This window comes from Streptomyces griseicoloratus (assembly GCF_014534645.1).
Lineage (GTDB): Bacteria > Actinomycetota > Actinomycetes > Streptomycetales > Streptomycetaceae > Streptomyces > Streptomyces griseicoloratus.
Genome location: NZ_JACVQF010000190.1, coordinates 19,301 through 45,535 on the forward strand (window position 1 = coordinate 19,301; position 26,235 = coordinate 45,535).

Below are 26,235 nucleotides of genomic sequence, written 5' to 3' on the forward strand. Positions count from 1 at the left end.
CTCGGACCGTCCCCACCGGAGGACCCCCACATGCGCTCGCACCTGCTCAACGACACCACCGCGGAGCAGTACCGCCGCTCCGTGACCCAAGGAGTCGAGCGGGTGGCCGCCAAACTCGCCACCACAGACCGGCCCTTCACGGGTGTCACCGTCGACGCCCTCTCCCCCCGCATCGACGCGATCGACCTCGACAAGCCGCTGCACGACACGGCCGCGGTCCTCGACGAACTGGAGGACGTCTACCTCCGGGACGCCGTCTACTTCCACCACCCCCGCTACCTGGCCCACCTCAACTGCCCGGTCGTGATCCCGGCCGTGCTCGGCGAGGCCGTCCTGTCCGCCGTCAACTCCTCCCTGGACACCTGGGACCAGTCGGCCGGCGGCACCCTCATCGAGCGCAAACTGATCGACTGGACGACCGCCCGCATCGGCCTCGGCCCCGCCGCCGACGGCGTGTTCACCTCCGGCGGCACCCAGTCCAACCTCCAGGCGCTGCTGCTGGCCCGCGAGGAGGCCAAGACCGACGGCCTCGGCAAGCTGCGGATCTTCGCCTCCGAGGTCAGCCACTTCAGCGTGCAGAAGTCCGCGAAACTGCTCGGCCTCGGCCAGGACGCCGTGGTCTCGATCCCCGTCGGCCACGACAAGCGGATGCAGACCGTCGCGCTCGCCCGCGAGCTGGCCCGCTGCGCCGAGGACGGCCTCGTCCCCATGGCCGTCGTCGCCACCGCCGGCACCACCGACTTCGGCTCCATCGACCCCCTGCCGGAGATCGCGGAGCTGTGCGCCCAGTACGGCGTGTGGATGCACGTGGACGCCGCCTACGGCTGCGGACTGCTCGCCTCCCTGAAGTACCGGGACCGGCTGGCCGGCATCGAGCTGGCGGACTCGGTCACCGTCGACTACCACAAGTCCTTCTTCCAGCCGGTGAGTTCATCGGCCGTGCTGGTCAAGGACGCGGCCACACTGCGCCACGCCACCTACCACGCGGAGTACCTCAACCCGCGCCGCATGGTGCAGGAACGCATTCCCAACCAGGTGGACAAGTCCCTCCAGACCACCCGCCGCTTCGACGCGCTCAAGCTGTGGATGACGCTGCGCGTGATGGGCGCCGACGGCATCGGGCAGCTCTTCGACGAGGTGTGCGACCTCGCGGCCGAGGGCTGGGCGCTGCTCGCCGCCGACCCCCGCTTCGACGTCGTCGTCGAGCCGGCCCTGTCCACCCTGGTCTTCCGCTACGTCCCGGCGTCCGTCACCGACCCCGCCGAGATCGACCGCGCCAACCTGTACGCCCGCAAGGCCCTGTTCGCCTCCGGCGACGCGGTGGTCGCGGGCACCAAGGTGTCCGGCCGCCACTACCTCAAGTTCACCCTGCTCAACCCCGAGACGACCACGGCCGACATCGCCGCCGTCCTCGATCTGATCGCCGGCCACGCCGAGCAGTACCTGGGAGAGTCCCTTGACCGCGCTTCCTGAAGCCGCAGCGACCCACGACTTCGTCGGGATCGGCCTCGGCCCCTTCAACCTGGGCCTCGCCTGCCTCACCGAGCCCATCGACGGGCTGAACGGCGTCTTCCTGGAGTCCAAGCCGGACTTCGAGTGGCACGCCGGCATGTTCCTGGACGGCGCCCACCTCCAGACCCCGTTCATGTCGGACCTGGTCACCCTCGCCGATCCCACGTCCCCGTACTCCTTTCTCAACTACCTGAAGGAGAAGGGGCGGCTGTACTCGTTCTACATCCGCGAGAACTTCTACCCGCTGCGCGTCGAGTACGACGACTACTGCCGCTGGGCCGCGAACAAGCTCGGCAGCGTCCGCTTCGGCACGACGGTCACGGAAGTGACGTACGACGACGAGTCCGGGCTCTACGCCGTGGCGACCACAGCCGGCGAGACCTACCGCGCCCGCCGGCTCGTCCTCGGCACCGGCACCCCGCCCCACGTCCCCGACGCCTGCCGGGGCCTGGCCGGGGACTTCATCCACAACTCCCGCTACGTCCAGCACAAGGCGGAGCTCCAGAGGAAGAAGTCGATCACCCTGGTCGGCAGCGGCCAGTCCGCGGCCGAGATCTACTACGACCTGCTCAGCGAGATCGACGTCCACGGCTACCAGCTGAACTGGGTGACGCGCTCCCCGCGCTTCTTCCCGCTCGAATACACCAAGCTGACCCTGGAGATGACCTCCCCGGAGTACGTGGACTACTACCACGCGCTGCCGGAGGCCACCCGCTACCGCCTCACGGCCGAGCAGAAGGGCCTGTTCAAGGGCATCGACGGCGACCTGATCAACGAGATCTTCGACCTGCTCTACCAGAAGAGACTCGGCGGCCCCGTCCCCACCCGGCTGCTCACCAACTCGGCGCTGACCAGCGCCCGGTACGCCGACGGGACGTACACGCTCGGCTTCCGCCAGGAGGAGCAGGGCAAGGACTTCGAGCTGGCCTCGGAGGGCCTGATCCTCGCCACCGGCTACAAGTACGCCGAACCGGAGTTCCTGAAGCCGGTCCGCGACCGCCTGGTCTACGACTCCCACGGAAGCTTCGACGTCGGCCGCAACTACGCCATCGACGTCACCGGCCAAGGCGTCTTCCTCCAGAACGCCGGCGTCCACACGCACAGCATCACCAGCCCCGACCTGGGTATGGGCGCCTACCGCAACAGCTACATCATCCGGGAGCTGCTCGGCCGCGAGTACTACCCGGTCGAGAAGACGATCGCGTTCCAGGAGTTCTCCGTATGACCTTCACGTTCCGCCCCCTCGACCCGCTGAAGGACGCCGAGCTCCTGCACACCTGGGTCACCCACCCCAAGGCCGCCTTCTGGATGATGCAGGACGCGAAGCTGGAGGACGTCGAGCGCGCGTACATGGAGATAGCCGCCGACGAGCACCACCACGCCCTGCTCGGCCTGAAGGACGGCGAGCCCGCCTTCCTGATGGAGAAGTACGACCCCGCCCACCGCGAACTGGCCGGCCTGTACGAGGCCCGGCCCGGAGACGTGGGCATGCACTTCCTCACGCCGCCCACGGACAGGCCGGTGCACGGCTTCACCAAGTCGGTGATCACCGCCGTCATGACGTACCTCTTCGAGGACCCGGCGACCGCCCGGGTGGTCGTCGAGCCGGACGTCCGCAACAAGGCCGTGCACGCCCTGAACGAGGCCGTCGGCTTCGTGCCCGAGCGCGAGATCGACAAGCCGGAGAAGCGGGCACTGCTCAGCTTCTGCACCCGCGAGCAGTTCATGGCCGCGACGGGGGTGTCCGCATGAGCCTCGCCGACGCCGTGGCCCACCTGTCCCCCGAGCGCTGGGAGCAGGCCAACCGGCTGCTGGTCCGCAAGGCGCTCGCCGAGTTCACGCACGAGCGGCTGATCACGCCGGAACGGGACGGCGGCGGGTACGTCGTCCGCAGCGACGACGGCCAGACCGCCTACCGCTTCACCGCCACCGTCCGCGCCCTGGACCACTGGCAGGTGGACGCCGGCTCGATCACCCGCCACCGCGACGGCACCGAACTCCCGCTCGCCGCCCTGGACTTCTTCATCGAGCTGAAGCAGTCGCTGGGCCTGAGCGACGAGATCCTGCCGGTCTACCTGGAGGAGATCTCCTCCACCCTCTCCGGCACCTGCTACAAGCTCACCAAGCCGCAGGTCACCTCGGCCGAGCTGGCCGCGAGCGGCTTCCAGGCCGTCGAGACCGGCATGACCGAGGGCCACCCCTGCTTCGTCGCGAACAACGGGCGGCTCGGCTTCGGCGTCCACGAGTACCTGTCGTACGCCCCCGAGACCGCGAGCCCCGTCCGCCTGGTGTGGCTGGCCGCGCACCGCTCCCGGGCGGCGTTCACGGCGGGCGCCGGCATCGAGTACGAGTCCTTCGTACGGCAGGAGCTGGGCACGGAGACGGTGGACCGCTTCCACGCCGTGCTGCGCGAGAAGGGCCTGGACCCGGCCGACTACCTGCTGATCCCGGTGCACCCCTGGCAGTGGTGGAACAAGCTCACCGTCACCTTCGCCGCCGAGGTGGCCCGGGGCCATCTGGTGTGCCTGGGCGAGGGCGACGACGAGTACCTGGCCCAGCAGTCCATCCGGACCTTCTTCAACACCTCCCACCCCGAGAAGCACTACGTGAAGACGGCCCTGTCCGTCCTCAACATGGGCTTCATGCGCGGGCTGTCGGCCGCCTACATGGAGGCCACCCCGGCGATCAACGACTGGCTCGCCCAGCTCATCGACGGCGACCCGGTGCTGAAGGCGACGGGCCTGACGATCATCCGGGAGCGGGCGGCCGTCGGCTACCGGCACCTGGAGTACGAGCAGGCCACCGACCGCTACTCGCCCTACCGCAAGATGCTGGCGGCCCTGTGGCGGGAGAGCCCCGTCCCCTCCCTCCAGGACGGCGAGTCGCTCGCCACCATGGCCTCGCTGCTCCACGTGGACCACGAGGGCGCGTCCTTCGCGGGCGCGCTGATCGAGCGCTCGGGGCTCGCGCCGGCCGAGTGGCTGCGGCACTACCTGCGCGCGTACTTCACCCCGCTGCTGCACAGCTTCTACGCCTACGACCTGGTCTACATGCCGCACGGCGAGAACGTGATCCTCGTGCTGAAGGACGGGGTCGTGCAGCGGGCGATCTACAAGGACATCGCCGAGGAGATCGCGGTGATGGACCCGGACGCGGTGCTGCCGCCGGAGGTCTCCCGCATCGCCGTGGAGGTCCCCGAGGACAAGAAGCTCCTGTCGATCTTCACGGACGTCTTCGACTGCTTCTTCCGCTTCCTCGCCGCGAACCTCGCCACCGAGGGGATCCTGGAGGAGGAGACCTTCTGGCGCACGGTCGCGGAGGTCACCCGCGAGTACCAGGAGTCGGTGCCGGAGCTGGCGGACAAGTTCGCCCAGTACGACATGTTCGCGCCCGAGTTCGCGCTGTCCTGCCTGAACCGGCTCCAGCTGCGCGACAACAGGCAGATGGTGGACCTGGCGGACCCGTCCGGCGCGCTCCAGCTCGTCGGGAACCTGAACAACCCCATCGCGGGCCTGTAGGCCCCGCCCAAGACGTGCGGGCACCCCGGAGTACGGTCCTCCGGGGTGCCCGCCGGTTTTCTCGCCCTCTTTTCTACCCCTGGGCCGGCCAGGGCACCTGCGGCGACCGGTAGTACCCGGTGCCCAGCGCGTCCCAGCGGGGCGCCTGCGCCGCGAGCCGCACCTTGTAGCCGTCCCAGTCGTGCGTCGACGCCGGCGACCAGCCCAGCTCGGCCACGCCCGGCAGGCGCGGGAAGGCCATCTGGTCGAGGTGCGCGGACTCCGACAGGGTCTCCGTCCACAGCGGCGCCTCGACGCCCCGGACCGCCGAGGCGGGCGCGTCCGGCAGATAGGCGCCCGGGTCCCAGTCGTAGGACCGCTGCACCTCCACGTACCCCGCCCAGGACAGTCCCAGCGGCGTGTCCTTGGTGTACTTCATGTCGAGGTAGGTCCGGTCGGCCGGGGACAGGATCAGTCCGGTCCCGTTCTGCGCAGCCTTCGCGACCTGGGCCTTCTCCTCGGCGCTGGTGCGGTCCAGGCCCCAGTACTGGGCGAGCGCCCCCTTGGCGGGGGTGGCGCCGGTGAGCTGGTGCCAGCCGATGACCGTCTTGCCGTACTTCGCGACGACCGGCTGCACGCGGTCCATGAACTTCACGTAGTCGGCGTGGCTGGTGGAGTGCGCCTCGTCGCCGCCGATGTGGAAGTAGCGGCCCGGGGTGAGGGCGGCCAGCTCGCGCACGACGTCGTCGACGAAGTCGTAGGTGACCTCCTTGCCCACGCACAGCGAGCTGAAGCCGACGTCGGTGCCGGTGTAGAGCGGGCGTGCCACGCCGTCGCAGTTCAGCTCTGCGTAGGAGGCGAGGGCCGCGTTGGTGTGGCCCGGCATGTCGATCTCGGGGACCACCTCCAGGTGGCGGGAGGCGGCGTAGCGGACGATCTCCTTGTAGTCGGCCTTCGTGTAGAAGCCGCCGGGACCGCCGCCGACCTCGGTGGAGCCGCCGTAGGTCGCCAGGCGCGGCCAGGAGTCGATGGCGATGCGCCAGCCCTGGTCGTCGCTGAGGTGCAGATGCAGTTTGTTGATCTTGTAGAGGGCGAGCTGGTCGATGTAGCGCTTGACCTCGCCGACGGAGAAGAAGTGCCGGGAGACGTCCAGCATGGCGCCGCGCCACTCGTAGCGTGGGGTGTCCTCGATGGTGCCGCCCGCGACCAGCCACGGGCCGGGCTGGACGGAGTCCTTCTCGACGGCGGCCGGCAGCAGCTGACGCAGGGTCTGGACGCCGTGGAACAGGCCGGCCGCCTTGCGCGCGGTGATGGTGACGCCGTCGCGTCCGCTGTCGAGGCGGTAGCCCTCGTCGCCGTAGGGGCCCTGGGCGAGGCGCAGCCGGATGCCGCCGTCGCCGTGGGAGGTGACGGGCAGCCGGTAGCCGGTGGAGGGCCGCAGGATGTCCGCGAGGTACTCGCCGACGCGGCGGCTGCCGCCCGAGTCGTCGACCCGGATCCGGGTGCCGGGGGTGAGGCGGTACGGAGAGCCGCCCGGCTCGACCGAGGCGGGTGCCGGTATCACCCGGTCCAGCGGTGTCGGGGCGGTGGTGCCGTGTGCCGGTGCCGCGCCGGCGGTGAAGGCGCCGGCCGCCGCCACGAGCAGCAGCGAACCGAGCAGGCGGGTCATGCGGGGAGTCGTTCTGCGGTGCCGTCTCACATGCGCTCCCTTCAGCTCAACTCCGGGGCCCCGCACGGGGAGCCCCGACGGGTATAGACCACCCGTGGGCACCACCCTCTCGCAGAACCCGCTCCCGCAGAAGCGATGGAACAATCCCCTCATGGCGGAAATCATCCAGAAGGACGGCACGTGGACCTTCGACGGCGATGCCCTGCGTCTGACTCCCGGCCGGGACAAGAGCGTCAGCCTGCTCCGCAGGACCGTGGGTGAACTCACCGTGCCGCTGGGGGCGTTGGCGGGCATATCCTTCGAACAGGGCAAGAAGGCGGGGCGGCTGCGGCTGCGCCTGCGGGAGGGCGCCGACCCGCTGCTGCAGGCGACCGGCGGACGGCTGGCGGAGCCGCACGACCCGTACCAGCTGATCGTGGAGTCCGACCGGTACGGGGTCGCCGAGTACTTCGCGGACGAGGTGCGGGGCGCCCTGCTCCTGGACCAGGTGCCGTCCGGCCCGGTGGACGCCTACCTTCTGCCGGGCCCGTCCGTGCCGCTGTCCGTCTCCGCCGGGGACGGCACCGCGAGCTTCGACGGCGAGCAGGTCCGCCTGGAGTGGAACTGGAAGACGGACGAGGGCAAGGCCTCCGCCGGCGCCCGCACCCTGGCCCTGGCCGACATCGCGGCCGTCGAGTGGCAGCCGGCGGTCGGCCTGGAGAACGGGCACCTCCGGTTCACCGTGAGCAAGGCGCCGACCAAGGCGCCGCCGAAGCACGACCCCAACGCCGTGGAGCTGTGGGGCTTCAAGAAGGACCCGCTGATGGCCCTGGTCGCCGCCGCCGTGCAGGCCCGGCTGCCGCATCCGGCCCGGCGGGCCGCCCTGGAGGAGGCGCGGCCCGCCGACGAGGCGCCCGCCGCCGCGCCCGCCGCCGAGGACGACCACGACGCGCTGCTGCGGCGGCTGCGGGAGCTGGGCGAACTGCACCGTTCCGGGGTGCTGACGGACGAGGAGTTCACCCTGGCCAAGCAGGCGGTGCTGAAGCGAATGTAGGTCTTCCGGCACACCGCCGGCCCAGACCCCCCACAAGCAGCCTGCCCGAAATCGGGCAGGATTCTTGCGAAACCCTCGCCCTTACCCCAGGATCTACCGGGTGCACGACGAACTTGTTGATCATCTGACGCGGTCCACGCCCCTCAACCGGGGCGAGGCGCTGCGCGTGATCCAGGACGTGCTCGCCTACTTCGACGAGACGACCGAGGAGTACGTCCGTCGCCGCCACCGCGAACTGCAGGCGCAGGGCCTGGTGAACGCGACGATCTTCGAGCGGATCGAGGCGGAACTGAAGTACCGCGCGGTGGCACCGCCGGAGCTGACGCTCCGCCAGCTGCGCCGCATCGTCTACGGCTGAGAAGCCGAAGAACACGAGGAATACGTATATATGTGCGGAATCGTCGGATACATCGGCAAGCGTGACGTCGCGCCCCTGCTGCTGGAGGGCCTCCAGCGGCTGGAGTACCGCGGCTACGACTCGGCGGGCATCGTCGTCACGTCCCCGAAGGCGGCCGGCCTGAAGATGGTCAAGGCCAAGGGCCGGGTGCGCGACCTGGAGGCCAAGGTCCCGGCGCGCTTCAAGGGCACCACCGGCATCGCCCACACCCGCTGGGCCACCCACGGCGCTCCGTCCGACGTGAACGCCCACCCGCACATGTCGGCCGACAACAAGGTCGCCGTCGTCCACAACGGCATCATCGACAACGCCGCCGACCTGCGCCGCAAGCTGGAGGCGGACGGCGTCGAGTTCCTCTCCGAGACCGACACCGAGGTCCTCGTCCACCTCATCGCCCGCTCGACGGCCGAGAAGCTGGAGGACAAGGTCCGCGAGACCCTCCGGGTGATCGAGGGCACGTACGGCATCGCGGTCATGCACGCCGACTTCCCCGAGCGCATCGTGGTCGCCCGCAACGGCTCCCCCGTCGTCCTCGGCATCGGCGAGAAGGAGATGTTCGTCGCCTCGGACATCGCCGCCCTGGTCGCCCACACCCGCCAGATAGTCACCCTCGACGACGGCGAGATGGCCACCCTCAAGGCCGACGACTTCCGCACCTACACCACCGAGGGCACCCGGACCACCGCCGAGCCCACCACCGTGGAGTGGGAGGCCGCCTCCTACGACATGGGCGGCCACGACACCTACATGCACAAGGAGATCCACGAGCAGGCCGAGGCCGTGGACCGCGTGCTGCGCGGCCGGATCGACGACCGCTTCTCCACCGTGCACCTCGGCGGCCTGAACCTGGACGCCCGCGACGCGCGCGCCGTGCGCCGCGTGAAGATCCTCGGCTGCGGCACCTCGTACCACGCGGGCATGATCGGCGCCCAGATGATCGAGGAGCTGGCCCGCATCCCCGCGGACGCCGAGCCCGCCTCCGAGTTCCGCTACCGCAACGCGGTCGTCGACCCCGACACCCTGTACATCGCCGTCTCCCAGTCCGGTGAGACGTACGACGTCCTGGCCGCCGTGCAGGAACTCAAGCGCAAGGGCGCCCGGGTGCTCGGCGTCGTCAACGTCGTCGGCTCGGCGATCGCCCGCGAGGCCGACGGCGGCATGTACGTGCACGCCGGCCCCGAGGTGTGCGTCGTGTCCACCAAGTGCTTCACCAACACCTGCGTCGCCTTCGCGCTGCTCGCCCTGCACCTGGGCCGCACCCGCGACCTGTCCGTGCGGGACGGCAAGCGGATCATCGAGGGGCTGCGCAAGCTGCCGGCGCAGATCGAGGAGATGCTGAAGCAGGAGGAGGACATCAAGCAGCTGGCCGCGCAGTACGCCGAGGCCCGCTCGATGCTCTTCATCGGCCGCGTCCGGGGCTACCCGGTGGCCCGCGAGGCCTCCCTCAAGCTCAAGGAGGTCTCCTACATCCACGCCGAGGCGTACCCGGCCTCCGAGCTCAAGCACGGCCCGCTGGCCCTGATCGAGCCCGCCCTGCCGACGGTCGCGATCGTGCCGGACGACGACCTGCTGGAGAAGAACCGCGCGGCCATGGAGGAGATCAAGGCCCGCAGCGGCCAGATCCTCGCCGTCGCCCACCAGGAGCAGGAGAAGGCCGACCACACGATCGTCGTCCCGAAGAACGAGGACGAACTGGACCCGATCCTCATGGGCATCCCCCTCCAACTCCTCGCCTACCACACGGCCCTGGCCCTGGGCCGCGACATCGACAAGCCGAGGAACCTCGCCAAGTCGGTGACGGTGGAGTAAAGCGCCCCGAAAGGGGCGCGGGGCTGTATCGACATGCGGCTCCGCCGCGTGGGCGCGAACAACCACAACGCACCCGCACGGGCGCAGGAAACAGAACGGCCCCCCACGTGTGCCACCATCACGTGGGGGGCCGTCCCCATGCCGGGGGCTGCCCAACCCCCAGCCTGCGCAGCTAACCGGTGGCCGTCACTCCCCGGCCCGCAGCGCGCCTCGGCAGTGCCGTCGGCCAGTGGGCGAGTGCCGCGGTCGCCGCGTACCAGGCGACCGCCCCCGCGGCGACCGCGAACCAGCCGCCCGCCTCGGCCAGCGCCTCGCCGTCCGCGAAGCGGGCGATGGCGAGGAGCAGCAGGGACACGGAGAGCAGCCCGTGGGTGCCCTGAGCGAGCAGGTCGCCGCCCGCGAAGGTCAGCGAGAGGGCGACGAGGGCGAACAGGAGCAGGAAGAGCCCCGCGGCGTTGGCCGAGACCTGGTTGTCGGCCGAGACGGCCCAGGTGAACCACAGCGCGCCGAGCGCGGCGAAGGCCGTACCGGTACCGGCGTCACGGTCGCGCAGTGCCAGCAGACCGGCGAGGAAGAGCGTGATCCCGCCCACGTACTGGGCGACGGTCACGGCGTCCGCCGCCGTCACGCCGTCGATCGCTCCGGTCGAGCCGAGGCCGAAGGCCAGCAGGGTGATGCCGAGGGCGAGTCGGCCGACGATCGTGGTGGTGCTTCCCGCAGAGACGTCGTTGTCCACGGCGGGCTCCCTTCATGCAGGTGCGGTTGCGCGGTGACCCCTTTATGCCCTTCACAAGGGCACAAACACCTCTACGCGTCAGTAGATTCGGGTCTTTCGCAAGGGAGTTGACCGCCTGGCCGCCGGGGAGCCGCCGGCTAGGGAATGACCACCACGGGCCGCTGCGCCCGCTTGGCGAGCCGCCCGGCGACGGAGCCGAAGATCCGGCCCACGAGTCCGTGACTGGAGCCGACGACGATGGCGTCCGCCTCGTACTCCCGTCCCACCTCTTCGAGTTCGTGACAGATGTCACCGCCGCGCTCGACCAGGATCCAGGGCACCTCGGCGAGGTAGTCCGCACACGCCAGCTCCAGCCCCAGCACCTCGGTGCGGTGGTCCGGCACGTCGACGAAGACCGGCGGCTCGCAGCCCGCCCACACCGTGGTCGGCAGCCGGTTGGCCACGTGCACGATGACCAGGCCCGACCCCAGTCGCCGCGCCATGCCGATGGCGTACGCGAGGGCTCGCTCGCTGGACGTGGAGCCGTCGAAGCCGACGACGACGCCGTGCTTGAAGGCGGGGTCGCACGACGGACGTGGCTCTTCCGCCGCCAGGGGCTCGGCCGCCGTCGGTTCGGCGACGGGCCGCTTGCGGTCCGCGGGTTCGAAGAATTCGTGACCGGCCATGGCTGTCTCGGCGTTCAGATCCTTTTATGGGAGGGACGTCCGTGTGCGGCGGAGCTGTGTCCGGGAATCATCTTCCCAACCCCATACCCCCAAGGGTACGGCGGCACGCCTCCTTCGCCCAGATCCCGCGAACGCTGCGCCGCGGTTCACCGGAGCATGCACGAGGGGGCGCCCGTAACGCAATGGTTGCTGCGTTGTACAGGCGGTTTGCACGGGATTCAACTGTCCGTGCGCCGCACCGCCCGTGAACCCGTCGCGACCGGACGTGACCGACGGCTCGCCCCCGCCGTTGATCCACGTGAACCACGCCCCAGGGAGCACGCATGTCCGGACCGCACCACACCGCCGAGCCACCGCCGGGGGTTCGCGAAGCCGCCCCCCGGCCGCGGGACGGCGGCACCGAGCCGGTCCGCCGGGCGGCGTTCGGCTGCCTCCCCGTCCCGGCCGTGCTCCTCCGGTACGGCATCCCCCCGGCCCGGGCCGCCGGCACGGCCCTCGGCCTCGCCGCCGTCACCGGCGTCTGCGTCGCGCTGCCGCGCCGGTCCGAGCGCGTCGCGGCCCACCCGCCCACCGGGGGCGGCGCGGACCGGCCCGGACGCGGCCCACGGGTCGGGCCGGGGGCGTGTGGGGGCGCGCGGCGGACCGGGGAAAATACACCGGTCGGCTGACCGGTTTCCGCGCACGCGCCCGCTTCTTTTCAGCCAACTTCTGCTCATGGTGCATCACCTGCCCGAACCACCCCCCAACCCCCGTTCCACCTGCACGGAAAGGGTCTCCGCGGCCCCGCGCACCCTACGGGGATTGGCCACCGCCACAAGGCGCACTTCCCTGCGACGCCCCGGAGTGCAACGCTTCGTGATCGAATGCTTCACGCCAAGTTGCCATGTCGACAATGTCCCAAGTGCCGAACCGGCCATCCCGGCGCGACAGGACACAGTAGATTCGATCTTGACCGTCTACGGCGGGGGACTCGTGCAGGACCGAGGGGAAACGTGCAGGAGCGACACAACCGAGGAGCCGCGACCACCGAGGGGGGCTTAGCAGGATGAGCCACGACTCCACTGCCGCGCCGGAAGCCGCGGCCCGGAAGCTCTCCGGGCGACGCCGCAAGGAGATCGTCGCGGTGCTGCTGTTCAGCGGCGGCCCCATCTTCGAGAGTTCCATCCCGCTGTCGGTGTTCGGGATCGACCGCCAGGACGCCGGAGTGCCGCGCTACCGACTCCTGGTGTGCGCCGGCGAGGAAGGCCCGCTGCGGACCACGGGAGGCCTGGAACTCACCGCGCCACAGGGCCTGGAGGCGATCTCCCGGGCCGGCACCGTCGTGGTGCCCGCCTGGCGGTCGATCACCTCACCACCGCCCCAGGACGCGCTCGACGCCCTGCGCCGGGCGCACGAGGAGGGCGCCCGCATCGTGGGACTGTGCACCGGCGCCTTCGTGCTGGCGGCGGCGGGCCTGCTCGACGGCCGCCCCGCCACCACGCACTGGATGTACGCGCCGACGCTGGCCAAGCGCTACCCGTCGGTCCACGTCGACCCGCGCGAACTGTTCGTGGACGACGGTGACGTGCTCACCTCTGCGGGGACGGCGGCCGGCATCGACCTGTGCCTGCACATCGTGCGCACGGACCACGGCAACGAGGCGGCCGGGGCGCTGGCCCGCCGCCTGGTGGTCCCCCCGCGCCGGTCGGGCGGCCAGGAGCGCTACCTCGACCGGTCTTTACCGGAGGAGATCGGCGCCGACCCGCTCGCCGAGGTCGTCGCCTGGGCGCTGGAGCACCTGCACGAGCAGTTCGACGTCGAGACGCTGGCGGCACGGGCGTACATGAGCCGGCGCACCTTCGACCGCCGCTTCCGCTCGCTGACCGGCAGCGCGCCGCTGCAGTGGCTGATCACCCAGCGGGTGCTCCAGGCGCAGCGTCTGCTGGAGACGTCCGACTACTCGGTGGACGAGGTCGCGGGCCGCTGCGGCTTCCGCTCGCCGGTGGCGCTGCGCGGGCACTTCCGCCGCCAGCTCGGCTCGTCCCCGGCCGCCTACCGGGCCGCGTACCGGGCGCGCCGGCCGCAGGGCGACAGGCCGGCGGACGGCGAGGGCGGCGGCGCCGGAGTCTCCCGTGCCGCGGCCGCGGCGGAGGCCGGGCAGCAGCCGGCGGCGCTCGCACCGGACGGCTCGGTGCCCTTCCAGACCCGCCGCACGGCGCCCCCGCTGCCGGCGGCGGCCGGCCTGCCGGGGCCGCGCAGCGCGTCCTGACCCCTCGGACGCCGGACGGGCGCATCGGCCCGTCCGGCGTCCGCCCGCAACCCGGTGAACAAGGTCACGCACGCGCCGGCTCACCCCCCACACGGGCGCCGTAGGGTGTTCGCATGAACGATCGCATGGTGTGGATCGACTGCGAGATGACCGGCCTCTCGCTGTCGGACGACGCGCTCATCGAGGTGGCCGCCCTCGTCACCGACTCCGAGCTGAACGTGCTCGGCGAAGGCGTGGACGTCGTCATCCGCCCGCCGGAGCGGGCGCTGGAGACCATGCCGGACGTGGTGCGGCAGATGCACACCGCCTCCGGACTGCTCGCGGAGCTCGACGGCGGCACGACGCTGGCGGACGCCGAGGCCCAGGTCCTGGCGTATGTGAGGGAGTACGTGAAGGAGCCCGGCAAGGCCCCGCTGTGCGGCAACTCGGTCGGTACCGACCGCGGCTTCCTGCTGCGGGACATGCCGACGCTGGAGGACTACCTCCACTACCGGATCGTGGACGTCTCCTCGATCAAGGAGCTGGCCCGCCGCTGGTACCCGCGGGCGTACTTCAACAGTCCCGAGAAGAACGGCAACCACCGCGCGCTCGCCGACATCCGCGAGTCCATCGCCGAGCTGCGCTACTACCGGGAGGCGGTCTTCGTCCCCCAGCCGGGCCCCGACTCCGACACCGCCAAGGCCATCGCCGCCAAGCACGTCGTGCCTGCTGAGTAGGGAGGACGGGGGCGGTCCGGGGGCCACCCGGGTGCCCTCGGGGAGGGGCGCCGCGAAAGGCGTGCGCGAGCACCCCTTCGGACCCTGTACACTTTTTCTCGGCCGGTCGGGGAAACCCACCAAGGGTTTCCGAGCACCGGTCGTGGTGGGTGTAGCTCAGCTGGTAGAGCACCTGGTTGTGGTCCAGGAAGTCGCGGGTTCAAGTCCCGTCACTCACCCTGATGAGTCAGCCGGTGACCTTCGTGAGAAGGTCACCGGCTGACTCGCGTTCCGGGCACCGGCCCGGCGGCGCGCGGCCGGGCCGGTCACGACGAGGCGCGTTCCACCAGTTCCGTCGCCAGCACCACCTGGTGCCGCTCCAGGCCGCGGGACGCCGCCGGGCGGCGGTCGGCGATCTCCGTCAGCAGCAGGTCGATCATCGCGCGGCCCATCTCCTCGATGGGCTGGCGGACGCTGGTCAGCGGCGGTTCCATGTGGCGGGCGATGGCCGAGTCGTCGTAGCCGACCAGGGCCACGTCCTCCGGGATGCGGCGGCCGCTCTCGCGCAGGGCCTGCCGGGCGCCCGCCGCGGTCACGTCCGAGGCGGCGAAGACCGCGTCCACGTCGGGGCAGCGGCGCAGCAGCTCGTCCATCGCCCGGCGGCCCCCCTCCTCGGTGAAGTCGCCGGCCTCGATCAGGCGGTCGTCCGCGGGCAGTCCCGCGTCGCGCAGGGCGTCGCGGTAGCCGTCGACACGCCGCTGGGCGCCGTAGACGTCGAGGCGGCCGGTGATGTGGGCGATGCGGCCGCGGCCGCGGGCGAGCAGGTGCTCGACGGCCGAGCGGGCGCCGCCGTAGTTGTCGGAGTCGACCGAGGCCAGCGTCTCCGTGGCCGAGCGCGGGCCGCTGATCACCGCGGGGATCTCCAGCTGGGCCAGCAGGTCGGGCAGCGGGTCGTCGGCGTGCACCGAGACCAGCAGGACGCCGTCCACCCGGTGGGCGGCCAGGTACTGAGCGAGCCGCTGCCGCTCCCGGTCGCTGCCCGCGAAGATCAGCAGCAGCTGCATCTCGGTGTCGGACAGCTCGGCGCCGACGCCCTTCAGCATGTCCGAGAAGTACGGTTCCGCGAAGAACCGGGTCTCCGGCTCCGGCACCACCAGGGCGATCGCGTCGGTCCGGTTGGCGGCCAGCGCGCGGGCGGCGGTGTTGGGGACGTACCCGAGTTCCGCGACCGCCGCCTCGACGGCCGCCCGGGTCGCGTCGCTCACCCGGGGCGAGCCGTTGATCACCCGGGAGACCGTGCCGCGGCCGACGCCCGCGCGTGCCGCCACCTCTTCGAGGGTGGGCCGGCCACCGCTCCGCCCACGCGCTCCGTGGCCTGCCATCGGCTCCGCCTCCCGTCGACACCCCGCACTCTGCGGCTGGCCTGGAATTTAACAGGCCGGTCGGGTTTGATGACCCGGCCCGGGCCGCCGCCGGTGCGCGACGGTCGATCTTCGTAACGTTCGCGGCGTCCAGTTAACAGGCCGATAACTGAACGCACTTCGTCACGTCCGCTCCCTTGACACCCCCGCCCGGACCGACGACTCTTCAACTCATCACTTGTGGGAGCGCTCCCACACTACCTGGCACATACACATCCCGCACGTTCCCCGCCCGAGCCGCAGCGACGAACGAACACATGCAACGGGCCCAAGCATGCAGTTGGCCGGGGGGTCGGCACGTCAGGGCAACAGGAGGACGCAATGCGAGCAGCACGCACAGGAACCGTCCGCAGGGCGATGGCCCTCGCGGCCGTCGCGTCGCTGGGCGCCGGGCTGCTGGCCGGCTGTGCCGACGACGGCGACGACGAGTCGGGCTCGTCGTCGGGCGACAGCAAGGGCAAGACCACGATCACCCTGGGCCTGTTCGGCACCATGGGCTTCAAGGAGGCCGGCCTCTACGACGAGTACGAGAAGCTGAACCCCGACATCAACATCGAGGAGAACGTCACCGAGCGGAACGAGAACTACTACCCCGCTCTGGTCAACCACCTCACCACGGGCAGCGGCCTCCAGGACATCCAGGCGATCGAGATCGCCAACATCGCCGAGGTCGTCCAGACCCAGTCCGACAAGTTCGTGGACATGGCGAAGGTCTCGGGCGTCAAGCCGAGCGGCTGGCTGGACTGGAAGTGGCAGCAGGCCACCACCAAGGACGGCGTGACGGTCGGGCTCGGCACCGACATCGGCCCGATGGCCATCTGCTACCGCAAGGACCTCTTCGAGAAGGCCGGCCTGCCGACCGACCGCGAGGAGGTCGGCAAGCTGTGGGCGGGCGACTGGAACAAGTTCATCGAGACCGGCAAGAAGTACAAGGAGAAGGCCGGCAAGGACACCTTCTTCATGGACTCCCCCGGCGGTCTGATCAACGCGATCCTCAGCAGTGAGGAGGAGAAGTTCTACGACTCCTCCGGCGAGGTCATCTACAAGACCAACCCCGCCGTCAAGGCCGCCTTCGACCTGACCGCCGAGGCGGCCGAGGAGGGACTCGTCCAGTCGCAGACGCAGTTCCAGCCGGCCTGGGACACGACCATCGCCAACAGCAAGTTCGCCACCGTCGCGTGCCCGCCGTGGATGCTCGGCACCATCAAGGGCAAGTCCCAGCCGGACGCCGCCGGCAAGTGGGACGTGGCCGCGGCGCCCAAGGCCGGCAACTGGGGCGGCACCTTCCTCGGCGTGCCCAAGAACGGCAAGAACGTGGAGGAGGCGCAGAAGCTGGTCACCTGGCTGACCGCGCCGGAGCAGCAGGCCAAGCTGTTCTCCGTGCAGGGCAACTTCCCGAGCGCGCCGGGCGCGTACAAGCTGCCGCTGGTGACGGGCGCGAAGAACGAGATGACCGGTGACACGCCGATCGGCGAGATCTTCGCCAAGGCCGCCGAGACCATCCCGAGCCAGGTCATCGGCCCGAAGGACCAGATCATCCAGCAGGGTCTGACCGACAACGGCGTCATCCTCGTCACCCAGGGCAAGTCGCCCGAGGAGGCCTGGGACAACGCCGTGAAGACCATCGACAACAACCTGGAGAAGTGACCGGAATGTCACCCCGGCACGACACCGCCGCGCCCCCCGCCAAGGAGGGGGGCGCGGCCCCGGGCCGCCTCCCGGCCGACGCGGGGTCCCCCGAGGCGGCGAGGAAGCGGGACCGGCTCTCCCGTCGCTGGCAGCGGGACATGCGCTGGAGCCCGTACGCGTTCGTCTCGCCGTTCTTCCTGCTCTTCATCGCGTTCGGCCTGTTCCCGCTGATCTACACCGGCTGGGCCTCGCTGCACACGGTGGAGCTGACCGCGCCCACCGACATGGAATGGGCGGGCCTCGACAACTACACCCGGATCTTCGACGACGACTTCTTCTGGAACGCCGCGAAGAACACGCTGACCATCGGCATCATCTCCACGGTGCCCCAGCTGCTGATGGCGATGGGCCTGGCGCACATCCTCAACTACAAGCTGCGCGGCTCCACCTTCTTCCGGGTCGTCATGCTGGCCCCGTACGCGACGTCGATCGCCGCCGCCTCCCTGGTCTTCGTGCTGCTCTTCGGCCGCGACTACGGCATGATCAACTGGGTGCTGGGCCTCGTCGGCGTCGACAACATCGACTGGCAGAACGAGCACTGGGCCTCGCAGATCGCCGTCTCCTCGATCGTGATCTGGCGCTGGACCGGCTACAACGCGCTGATCTACCTGGCCGCGATGCAGGCGATCCCGCACGACCTGTACGAGTCGGCGGCGCTGGACGGCGCCAACCGCTGGCAGCAGTTCATCCACGTCACCCTGCCCTCGTTGCGTCCGACGATCCTGTTCACCGTCGTCGTGTCGACGATCGGCGCCTCGCAGCTGTTCGGCGAGCCGCTGCTGTTCGACGCCAACAAGGGCGCCTCCGGCGGCTCCCAGCACCAGTTCCAGACGCTCGGCCTGTACCTGTACGAGCAGGGCTGGGTCAACCAGCACCTGGGCCGCGCCTCCGCGATCGCCTGGGCGATGTTCCTGATCCTCATCGTGATCGGGATCGTCAACTCCGTCATCTCGCGCCGGCTGCGCGCCAGTAGTTAAGGAGAACCGGCCGTGACGACGACCCTGACGAAACCCCCGGCCGATCCGGTGCCCGAGCCGCCCCGGCGGGTGCGGCGCCCGAAGTCGGCCCGCGCCGGCGGGCAGCTGCACGCCGGGCCGATCGCGTACATCATCCTCGCCCTGTTCACCCTCGGCTCGCTGTTCCCGCTGGTGTGGACGGCCATCGCCGCCTCCCGCGACAACCAGCGCCTCGCCCAGTCGCCGCCGCCGCTGTGGTTCGGCGGCAACCTCTTCGACAAGCTGGAGGTCGCCTGGGAGGACGCCAACCTGGGCGAGGCGTTCCTCAACACCACCATCGTGGCCGGTGTCTCGGCGCTCACCATCGTCTTCCTGTCGACGATCGCCGGGTTCGCCTTCGCCAAGCTGCGGTTCAAGGGGCGCAACGCGCTGATGCTGATCGTGGTCGGCACGATGATGGTGCCGCCGCAGCTGAGCGTCATCCCGCTGTACATGATGGTCGCCAAGCTGGACTGGGCCGACCAGCTCCAGGCGGTGATCCTCCCGTCGCTGGTGAGCGCGTTCGGTGTGTTCTTCATGCGGCAGTACCTGCTCCAGGCGCTGCCGGACGAGATCATCGAGGCCGCCCGCGTCGACGGCGCGAGCAGCTGGCGCGTGGTGTGGCACGTGGTGTTCCCGGCCGCGCGGCCCGCGATGGCCGTGCTCGGCATGCTGATGTTCGTGCAGACCTGGAACGACTTCCTGTGGCCGTTCCTGGTGCTGACGCAGAACGGCAACCCGACCGTGCAGGTCGCGGTGGCGGGCCTGGGCCGCGGCTTCACCCCCGACCAGTCCCTGATCATGGCGGGCGCACTGCTCGGCACGCTGCCGTTGCTGATCGTCTTCGCGATCTTCGGCAAGCAGATCGTGGGCGGCATCATGCAGGGTGCCGTCAAGGGCTGACATCGTCCCAGGGGCCGGGCCATCGCCGCCCCGGCCCCGCCTTCCCCCCAACATCTCTACTCGTCGGTCTTCCACGACCAGCAACGACCCCTTATGGGAGCGCTTCCATGCCTGAGTCCGCAACGCCGGTGACCCCGGTGACCTTCCCCCCCGCCTTCCTCTGGGGCGCCGCGACCTCGGCGTACCAGATCGAGGGCGCGGTGCGGGAGGACGGCCGTACCCCCTCGATCTGGGACACCTTCAGCCACACGCCGGGGAAGACGGCCGGCGGCGACACCGGTGACGTCGCGGTCGACCACTACCACCGCTACCGCGACGACGTGGCGATGATGGCGGAGCTGGGTCTGAACGCCTACCGCTTCTCCGTCTCCTGGTCCCGGGTGCAGCCGACCGGCCGCGGCCCCGCGGTCCAGCGCGGTCTGGACTTCTACCGGCGTCTGGTCGACGAGCTGCTGGCCGCCGGGATCAAGCCGGCCCTCACCCTCTACCACTGGGACCTGCCGCAGGAGCTGGAGGACGCGGGCGGCTGGCCCGAGCGGGACACGGCGTACCGGTTCGCCGAGTACGCGCAGATCGTCGGCGAGGCACTCGGCGACCGCGTGGAGCAGTGGATCACCCTCAACGAGCCGTGGTGCAGCGCCTTCCTGGGCTACGCCTCCGGGGTGCACGCTCCCGGGCGTACCGACCCGGCGGCCTCGCTGCGCGCCGCGCACCACCTCAACCTGGCGCACGGCCTCGGCACGGTGGCCCTGCGGTCGGTGATGCCGGCCCGCAACTCGGTGGCGCTCAGCCTCAACACCTCCGTCGTGCGGCCGCTGTCGCAGCGCCCGGCCGACCTGGTGGCCGCCCGGAAGATCGACGACCTGTCCGGCGGCGTCTTCCACGGCCCGATCCTGCACGGCGTGTACCCGGAGACCCTGTTCGAGGCGACGGCGTCGGTCACCGACTGGAGCCACGTCCAGGACGGCGACCTGGCGACGATCCACCAGCCGCTGGACGCGCTCTGCCTCAACTACTACACGCCCACCGTGGTGTCGGCGGCCGACCCGGACGCGGAGGGCCCGCGTGCCGACGGGCACGGGGCGAGCGACCACTCGCCGTGGCCGGCGGCGGACGACGTGGCGTTCCATCAGCCGCCCGGCGAGCGCACGGAGATGGGCTGGAGCGTCGACCCGACCGGTCTGCACGAGCTCATCATGCGCTACACGCGGGAGGCTCCCGGCCTGCCGATCTACATCAGCGAGAACGGCGCCGCCTACGACGACAAGCCCGACGCCGACGGCCGCGTCCACGACCCCGAGCGCGTCGCCTATCTGCACGGCCACCTCTCGGCGGTCCGCCGGGCCATCGCCGACGGCGCGGACGTGCGGGGCTACTACCTGTGGTCCCTGATGGACAACTTCGAGTGGGCCTACGGCTACGAGAAGCGCTTCGGCGCGGTCTACGTCGACTACGCCACCCAGGAGCGCACCCCGAAGTCGAGCGCCCACTGGTACGCCCGCGCGGCCCGCACGGGGACGCTGCCCCCGGTCGAGTAGAACGCCACTGCGAGGGGGACGGGGACGGGGCGCGGCATCCGACGGGGGGTGCCGCGCCCCGGGCGTTACGAGTGAGGGGCTGGTGGGGCTAGTTGTAGGCGGCGAACGTCTTCGTGAAGGCGGACTTCTCCTGGAGGATGGAGCTGCAGGTGGCGTCGGCCTGCGGCTTGGCGCCGTCGGGGCACTGCCCGTCGCGGGTGGCGGACCACATCGACAGCCAGCCCAGCCCCTTGGCCTCGGCGAACTTCACCATCTGGGCGGCGTCGTCGACCGTGAAGATCTCCGACACGACGTCGTTGACGCCGATCATCGGGGTGACGGCGACCGTCTTCCAGGCCGCGCCGTCGGAGAGCCCGAGGACGCCCTTGATCTGGGCCTGGGTGGCGGTGGCGGCCTGTTCGGCGTAGGTGCCCATGTCACCGCTGTACGCGGGGCCGTAGTCCATCGCCATGATGTTGACGGTGCCGATCCGCACGCCGGCGGCCTTGGCGTCGGCGAGGAGGTCGACGCCGGCCTGGGTCAGGCCCTCGGGCATCACCGGGAGCGTGAAGGAGACGTCCAGGCCGGGGTGCTGCTTCTGCAGCTGTGCGATGGCCTGGGCGCGGCGGGTGTTGGCGGCCCTGTCGGGCAGTGCGCCGCCCTCCACGTCGAAGTCGACCTTGGTGAGGCCGTAGGCGTCCACGACCTTGCCGTACGCCGCCGCCAGCGCGTCCGCCGAGGAGCACGTCGCCGCCAGCTCCGAGCCGGCCGCCCCGCCGAAGGAGACGCGGACGTCCCCTCCCTCGGCGCGCAGGGCGCCTATCTGGCCGGCCACGGCGTCGCTCGCGAGGTCGGTGACGCCGCCCCACTTCGGGGTGCAGCCGCCGCCGTCGGTGACGAACGCGAGGTTGTAGTTCTTCACGCCGGTGGCCTCGGCATTTCCCACCAGGTCGAAGGCCGGGTAGAGGGAGGTGTCGACGTAGGGGGCGAAGCCGGCGCCGGCCGCGGTGCCGCCGCCGGGGGTCTGTGACGGTGTGGCGGTGGGTGCCGGGGTGGTGGCCGTGGCGGTCGGGGCCGGCGTGGCCGGTGTCGAGGCCGTGGGTGTGGGGGCCGGGGACTGCGTCGGGCGGCCGCTGGGCTCGGGGACGGCGCCGTCGTCCGCCGAGCACTCGGCGTCGTCGATGAGGCAGCCGGTGGGGTTCGCGGTGCCGTCGACGACGAAGCCGACGGTGACGGACTCGCCGGGCGCCAGTCCGTCGGCGTCCCACTTCGGCGGCGTCACGGTGACGTGCTGCCCGCTGACGCCGGACTCGGCGTTCCACAGCGAGCCGAGCCGGGTTCCCGCGGGCAGGTCGAACTCCAGCGTCCAGTCCTTCTTCGCCTGCCCGCTGTTGTTCGTGACGACGTACTGCGCGGTGTAGCCCGTCGACCATTCGCTGGTCCGCGTGTAGGCCGCCCCGACTCCGGCGGCCTGGGCGGTCCCGGTGAACAGCAGCGCGCCGCCGCCGGCCACGGCCGCGGCGACGAGACCGCCGATCGCCTTGTTCCTGCCACTGACCCTGCGCCGGTGCGTACTCATCACGTGCCTGCCTTCGCTGCTCACTGGGGGGACCCGAGGGGGTGGGACGCGGCAGCACGCTAGCGATGAGGAATCGGGCGAAGTGCCTGATCCGGGCGGCAGTCGGTGATCTTAGGGCGCGCTTAAGGGAGGGATCGGGACCGGTTAAAGGTGGGGACCAGCCGGGGTTGACGGCGGCGGCGCACGGCCCCGCGGTGGCCGCGCCGCACGGGGGCGGCCCGGCCGTCGAGCTGGAGCCAGATCCGCACCTCGGTCCCGCCCAGCACGGAGGAGCCGATCCGCACGTCGCCGCCGGTCGACTCCGCGAGCCGGCGCACGATGTCCAGGCCGAGCCCCGTCGACCCGTCGCTGCCCGAGCCCCGGCCGCGCGCCATCGCCGCTTCCGGGTCGGGTATGCCGGGGCCGGCGTCCGAGACGAGCACGATCACCGCGTCCTCGCCGTTGTGCACGTCGACGGCGAAGGCCGTCCCCTCCGGGGTGTGCCGGAAGACGTTGCCGAGGAGGGCGTCGAGGGCCGCGGCCAGGTCGGCGCGGGCCACGGGTATCCGCACCGGCCGGTCGGCGCCGGCCACCCGCCACTTGCGGCCCTCGTCCTCGGCGAGCGCGGACCAGAACGCCATCCGCTCGCGGACCACCTCGGCGGCGTCGCACCCGGCGCCGGGCCCGGCCGCGGCCGTCTGCGGCTTGGCGTCCCGGGCGGTCCGGATGATGGTGTCCACCTCGCGCTCCAGCTGCTCGACCGCGGCCCGGGTCTGGTCGGCGGCCGGCCCGTCGCCGAGCGAGGCGGCGTTGAGCCGCAGCACGGTCAGCGGCGTACGGAGGCGGTGGGAGAGGTCGGCGGCCAGCTCCCGCTCGTTGGCGAGGAGTTGCACGACCTGGTCGGCCATGGAGTTGAACGCGACGGCCGCCAGGCGCAGTTCGGTCGGCCCCTCCTCGGGGACCCGGGCGCCCAGCTTGCCCTCCCCCAGTTCGTGCGCGCCCTCGACCAGGCGCTGGGCGGGCCGCACCATCCGTACGCCCAGCCGGTCGGCGACCGCGACCGAGCCGACGATCAGCGCGGCGCCGACCCCGGCGAGCACCGCCCAGGCCGTGCCGACGCCGTTGGTGACCTCGGACTCGGGGACGTACACCTCGACGACGGCGATCTCGCCGGAGCCGATCGCGACCGGCTGGAGCAGCGTCGAGCCGCCCGGCACCTCCGCGGTGGAGGCCCGCCCCATCCGGCGTACGGCGGCGATGTCCTCGTCGGTGGCGCGCTGCCTGCCGATGTCGGCGCCCGCGGTCTGCCCGCCGGACGCCGGCAGGTGCACGGCCATCCCGGCGTCCGAGCCGGCGGAGGCGACGACCCGCTCCAGCTGCTCGCGGTCGGTGGTGATGGACAGCGCCGGGGCCACGGCGGCGGCCTCCCGTTCGGCGCCCGCGAAGGCGCGGTCGCGGGCCATCTCCCGGATGACCAGCCCGAGCGGGACCGCGAAGGCGACCACGACCATCGCGGTGACCGCCAGCGACACCTTGACCAGCGCCCACCTCATCGCGGCGGCTCCGCTCCGGCGGACTCCGCGGGCGGCTCCAGCTTCACGCCGACCCCGCGCAGGGTGTGCAGATAGCGGGGGCGGGCCGCGGTCTCGCCCAGTTTCCGCCGCAGCCACGACAGGTGGACGTCGATGGTCTGGTCGTCGCCGTAGGACTGCTGCCAGACCTCGGCGAGCAGTTCCCGGCGGGGGACGACGACCCCGGGCCGCCGGGCCAGGAAGGCGAGCAGGTCGAACTCGCGCCGGGTCAGGTCCAGCCGCACGCCGTCCAGTTCGGCCTGGCGGCGCAGGGGGTCGACGGTCAGGCCGCCGACCCGCAGGACGCTCGACGGCGGGGCCTGGCCGTCGCCGGACCGGGCGCGGCGCAGTACGGCCGACATCCGCGCCGACAGGTGCTCGACCGAGAACGGCTTGGTGAGGTAGTCGTCCGCCCCGGCGTTCAGCAGGCGGACGATCTCCGCCTCGTCGTCCCGGGCCGTGGCGATGATCACCGGTACGTCGGTGATGCCGCGCAGCATCTTCAGGGCCTCGGAGCCGTCGAGGTCGGGCAGCCCGAGGTCGAGGACGACCACGTCGAAACGGAAATGGGCGACCTCGCGCAGCGCCTCCAGTGCCGTGCCGACGCTGCGCACGAGGTGCGCGGCGTCGGTCAGATGGCGGATGAGCGCCGAGCGTACGAACTGGTCGTCCTCGACCACGAGCACACTTGCCATGCGCCGCACCGTACGCCATGCGGGCGACGCCGGGTGCGGGCCTGTGGACAACTCCGGCGCTGCTCCGTCCGGGCGACACCCGTGGGGCGCGTGAGGCAGTATGGCCGCGATGCGCAGAGGACTCGTACACGTACTGGCCTGGCTGCTCGCCACCGGCGCGGCGGTCACGCTGTCGTGGTGGGGTGTGCACACGGTGATGGCGGGAACGGCGTACGACCCGCCCCGCGCCCTGCCCATCACGGCGGCCGACGTGACCGCACGGGAGTCGGAGCCGCCGGCGTCGTCGTCGACGAGGCGGCCGTCGCCGTCGGCGAGTGCGTCGCCGACGCCCGGCCGGACGCCCCGCGCGCAGCCGAGCCCCACCCCGTCGCGGACGGCCCCGGCCACGGCCACCGCCCCGGCCGCGCCCGGTTCCTCCCCCACCGGCTCCGGCCGGGTCAGGAGCTACGACACCGACGGCGGGCGGGCGGTGTTCGATCTGGGCACCTCGTCCGCGTCCCTGGTGTCGGCGACACCGGGCACGGGCTGGTCGATGCAGGTGTGGAAGACGGAGACGTGGATCCGGGTGGAGTTCACCTCGGGCGCGGACCGGGTGTCGGTCTTCTGCACCTGGCACGACGGCCCGCCGAGGGTGGAGATCGGCAGCTACTGAGCCCTGCCGGGCTCCCGGCTCGCGTGAACGCCAGGCTCCCGGCTCAGGTGAACACGGACGGGGGCGGCGCCGGGGACGCCACCGCCGCGGCGTCCGTCACGGGGAGGGCTCCTCCGGTGAAGTCGGTCAGCGCCCTGCCGTGCTCCACGCGGCCGGGGTGCGGGTCGGAGGCGGCACGGCGGGTGAGTTCTGCGACCGGCAGCGGGTGGTCGGAGGCGGCGAGGATCGCGTTGCCGAAGCGCCTGCCGCGCAGCACGGCCGGGTCGGCGATGAGGGCGAGTTCGGGGAAGCGGTGTGCGGCGGTGGCTATCTGGCCGCGCAGATGGGCCAGTGGCGGGCCGTCGGCGAGGTTCGCCGCGAAGACCCCGCCGGGCACGAGGGCGCGGCGGACCTCGTCGAGGAACTCGGTGGACGTCAGGTGCGCCGGGGTGCGGGCTCCGCTGAACACGTCCGCGATGACCAGGTGCGCCCAGCCGTCGGGCACCTTGGCCAGCCCTGCGCGGGCGTCCACGGAGCGCACCCGGATCCGGGCGCCGGGGTCCAGCGGCAGCTCCCGCCGGACCAGTTGGACGAGGCCGGCGTCCCGCTCGACGACCTGCTGGGTGGAGCGGGGGCGGGTGGCGGCGACGTAGCGGGCGAGGGTGAGGGCGCCGCCGCCCAGGTGCACGGCGTGGACGGGTTTGCCGGGCGGGGCGACCAGGTCGATGACGTGCCCGAGGCGGCGCTGGTACTCGAAGGACAGGTACGCGGGGTCGTCGAGGTCGACGTGCGACTGCGGGGCGCCGTCGATGAGCAGCGTCCAGGCCCGCGCCCGGTCCCGGTCGGGGATCAGCTCGGCGAGCCCGCCGTCGACCTGCTCGACGACGGCTTCCACGACCGCGCGACCGCGCCGGGCACTCCTGGACTTTCCCATCCGCCCATTATCGGCCGCCCCACCGGGTCGTGCTCCCGGGCCGGTGACCGGGCGCCGGCG

22 protein-coding genes and 1 tRNA gene are annotated in these 26,235 nt (G+C 71.5%); 15 read left to right on the forward strand and 8 right to left on the reverse strand.

The features are described 5' to 3' along the window. Positions 1-30: 30 nt before the first annotated feature. The 4 genes from desA to H0H10_RS16160 are packed head-to-tail and all read left to right on the forward strand — an operon-like array spanning position 31 to position 5,030. Complete coding sequence (desA, locus tag H0H10_RS16145; protein WP_188181659.1) at positions 31-1,473, forward strand: lysine decarboxylase DesA; 1,443 nt, start codon at positions 31-33, stop codon at positions 1,471-1,473. Continuing rightward, a complete protein-coding gene (locus H0H10_RS16150; protein WP_188181660.1) occupies positions 1,457-2,737 on the forward strand; it encodes a lysine N(6)-hydroxylase/L-ornithine N(5)-oxygenase family protein in 1,281 nt (426 codons plus the stop codon). The genes desA and H0H10_RS16150 overlap by 17 nt, the downstream gene beginning before the upstream one ends. Continuing rightward, a complete protein-coding gene (locus H0H10_RS16155; RefSeq protein ID WP_188181661.1) occupies positions 2,734-3,264 on the forward strand; it encodes a GNAT family N-acetyltransferase in 531 nt (176 codons plus the stop codon). Before H0H10_RS16150 ends, H0H10_RS16155 begins: the two co-directional genes overlap by 4 nt. Then, positions 3,261-5,030 (forward strand): IucA/IucC family protein, encoded by a 1,770-nt coding sequence (locus H0H10_RS16160; protein ID WP_188181662.1) that lies wholly within the window; start codon positions 3,261-3,263, stop codon positions 5,028-5,030. Before H0H10_RS16155 ends, H0H10_RS16160 begins: the two co-directional genes overlap by 4 nt. Before the next feature lie 73 nt (positions 5,031-5,103). On the opposite strand, the gene H0H10_RS16165 is transcribed toward H0H10_RS16160, so the two are convergent. Beyond that, positions 5,104-6,678, reverse strand: a complete 1,575-nt coding sequence (locus H0H10_RS16165; RefSeq protein WP_188181663.1) for a beta-N-acetylhexosaminidase — start codon at positions 6,676-6,678, stop codon at positions 5,104-5,106. A 151-nt stretch (positions 6,679-6,829) separates the two neighbouring features. Between H0H10_RS16165 and H0H10_RS16170 the strand changes: the two genes are divergently transcribed. The 3 genes from H0H10_RS16170 (at position 6,830) to glmS (ending at position 9,917) form a co-directional block, all read left to right on the forward strand. Next, positions 6,830-7,711, forward strand: coding sequence for a DUF4429 domain-containing protein (locus H0H10_RS16170; RefSeq protein WP_188181664.1), 882 nt, complete (start codon positions 6,830-6,832; stop codon positions 7,709-7,711). Positions 7,712-7,811: 100 nt separating this feature from the next. Then, positions 7,812-8,069 carry a hypothetical protein gene (locus tag H0H10_RS16175; RefSeq protein ID WP_188181665.1) on the forward strand — a complete coding sequence of 86 codons (258 nt, stop codon included), beginning with the start codon at positions 7,812-7,814 and terminating at the stop codon, positions 8,067-8,069. 30 nt (positions 8,070-8,099) lie between these two features. Continuing rightward, positions 8,100-9,917: a glutamine--fructose-6-phosphate transaminase (isomerizing) gene (gene glmS / locus H0H10_RS16180; protein WP_188181666.1), complete on the forward strand. Its 1,818-nt coding sequence runs from the start codon at positions 8,100-8,102 to the stop codon at positions 9,915-9,917. Between the two features lie 172 nt (positions 9,918-10,089). On the opposite strand, the gene H0H10_RS16185 is transcribed toward glmS, so the two are convergent. Beyond that, the gene (locus tag H0H10_RS16185) at positions 10,090-10,653 is read right to left on the reverse strand and encodes a GPR1/FUN34/YaaH family transporter (protein WP_188181667.1); all 564 of its coding nucleotides are present in this window, start codon (positions 10,651-10,653) and stop codon (positions 10,090-10,092) included. Positions 10,654-10,790: 137 nt separating this feature from the next. Beyond that, a complete protein-coding gene (locus tag H0H10_RS16190; RefSeq protein WP_188181668.1) occupies positions 10,791-11,318 on the reverse strand; it encodes a universal stress protein in 528 nt (175 codons plus the stop codon). 1,045 nt (positions 11,319-12,363) lie between these two features. On the opposite strand from H0H10_RS16190, the gene H0H10_RS16195 reads away from it, so the two are divergent. The 3 genes from H0H10_RS16195 (at position 12,364) to H0H10_RS16205 (ending at position 14,500) form a co-directional block, all read left to right on the forward strand. Next, entirely contained in the window at positions 12,364-13,566 is a 1,203-nt protein-coding gene (locus tag H0H10_RS16195) for a helix-turn-helix domain-containing protein (RefSeq protein WP_188181669.1), read from the forward strand. A gap of 113 nt (positions 13,567-13,679) precedes the next feature. Continuing rightward, positions 13,680-14,282 carry an oligoribonuclease gene (gene orn / locus H0H10_RS16200; RefSeq protein ID WP_188181670.1) on the forward strand — a complete coding sequence of 201 codons (603 nt, stop codon included), beginning with the start codon at positions 13,680-13,682 and terminating at the stop codon, positions 14,280-14,282. Between the two features lie 145 nt (positions 14,283-14,427). After that, a tRNA-His gene (locus tag H0H10_RS16205) sits at positions 14,428-14,500 on the forward strand. 87 nt (positions 14,501-14,587) lie between these two features. On the opposite strand, the gene H0H10_RS16210 is transcribed toward H0H10_RS16205, so the two are convergent. Continuing rightward, positions 14,588-15,643, reverse strand: a complete 1,056-nt coding sequence (locus H0H10_RS16210) for a LacI family DNA-binding transcriptional regulator (RefSeq protein ID WP_188181671.1) — start codon at positions 15,641-15,643, stop codon at positions 14,588-14,590. A gap of 360 nt (positions 15,644-16,003) precedes the next feature. Between H0H10_RS16210 and H0H10_RS16215 the strand changes: the two genes are divergently transcribed. The 4 genes from H0H10_RS16215 (at position 16,004) to H0H10_RS16230 (ending at position 20,807) form a co-directional block, all read left to right on the forward strand. After that, a complete protein-coding gene (locus H0H10_RS16215) occupies positions 16,004-17,329 on the forward strand; it encodes an ABC transporter substrate-binding protein (protein WP_188181672.1) in 1,326 nt (441 codons plus the stop codon). 5 nt (positions 17,330-17,334) lie between these two features. Then, complete coding sequence (locus tag H0H10_RS16220) at positions 17,335-18,348, forward strand: carbohydrate ABC transporter permease (protein WP_188181828.1); 1,014 nt, start codon at positions 17,335-17,337, stop codon at positions 18,346-18,348. 12 nt (positions 18,349-18,360) lie between these two features. Beyond that, on the forward strand, positions 18,361-19,269 hold the full coding sequence (locus H0H10_RS16225; protein ID WP_188181673.1) for a carbohydrate ABC transporter permease: 909 nt from the start codon (positions 18,361-18,363) through the stop codon (positions 19,267-19,269). 107 nt (positions 19,270-19,376) lie between these two features. Continuing rightward, positions 19,377-20,807, forward strand: a complete 1,431-nt coding sequence (locus tag H0H10_RS16230) for a GH1 family beta-glucosidase (RefSeq protein WP_188181674.1) — start codon at positions 19,377-19,379, stop codon at positions 20,805-20,807. An 88-nt stretch (positions 20,808-20,895) separates the two neighbouring features. Here H0H10_RS16230 and H0H10_RS16235 read toward each other — a convergent pair whose 3' ends face one another. The 3 genes from H0H10_RS16235 to H0H10_RS16245 form a co-directional block, all read right to left on the reverse strand. Next, the gene (locus H0H10_RS16235) at positions 20,896-22,365 is read right to left on the reverse strand and encodes a glycoside hydrolase family 18 protein (protein WP_188181675.1); all 1,470 of its coding nucleotides are present in this window, start codon (positions 22,363-22,365) and stop codon (positions 20,896-20,898) included. A gap of 122 nt (positions 22,366-22,487) precedes the next feature. Further along, positions 22,488-23,897, reverse strand: coding sequence for a sensor histidine kinase (locus tag H0H10_RS16240; RefSeq protein ID WP_188181676.1), 1,410 nt, complete (start codon positions 23,895-23,897; stop codon positions 22,488-22,490). Beyond that, positions 23,894-24,610 carry a response regulator transcription factor gene (locus tag H0H10_RS16245; protein WP_188181677.1) on the reverse strand — a complete coding sequence of 239 codons (717 nt, stop codon included), beginning with the start codon at positions 24,608-24,610 and terminating at the stop codon, positions 23,894-23,896. The genes H0H10_RS16240 and H0H10_RS16245 overlap by 4 nt, the downstream gene beginning before the upstream one ends. 109 nt (positions 24,611-24,719) lie before the next feature. Between H0H10_RS16245 and H0H10_RS16250 the strand changes: the two genes are divergently transcribed. Continuing rightward, entirely contained in the window at positions 24,720-25,262 is a 543-nt protein-coding gene (locus H0H10_RS16250; protein WP_188181678.1) for a hypothetical protein, read from the forward strand. A gap of 43 nt (positions 25,263-25,305) precedes the next feature. Here the strand turns inward: H0H10_RS16250 and H0H10_RS16255 are convergent, their stop codons facing one another. Next, on the reverse strand, positions 25,306-26,175 hold the full coding sequence (locus H0H10_RS16255; protein ID WP_188181679.1) for a spermidine synthase: 870 nt from the start codon (positions 26,173-26,175) through the stop codon (positions 25,306-25,308). Positions 26,176-26,235: the final 60 nt, after the last annotated feature.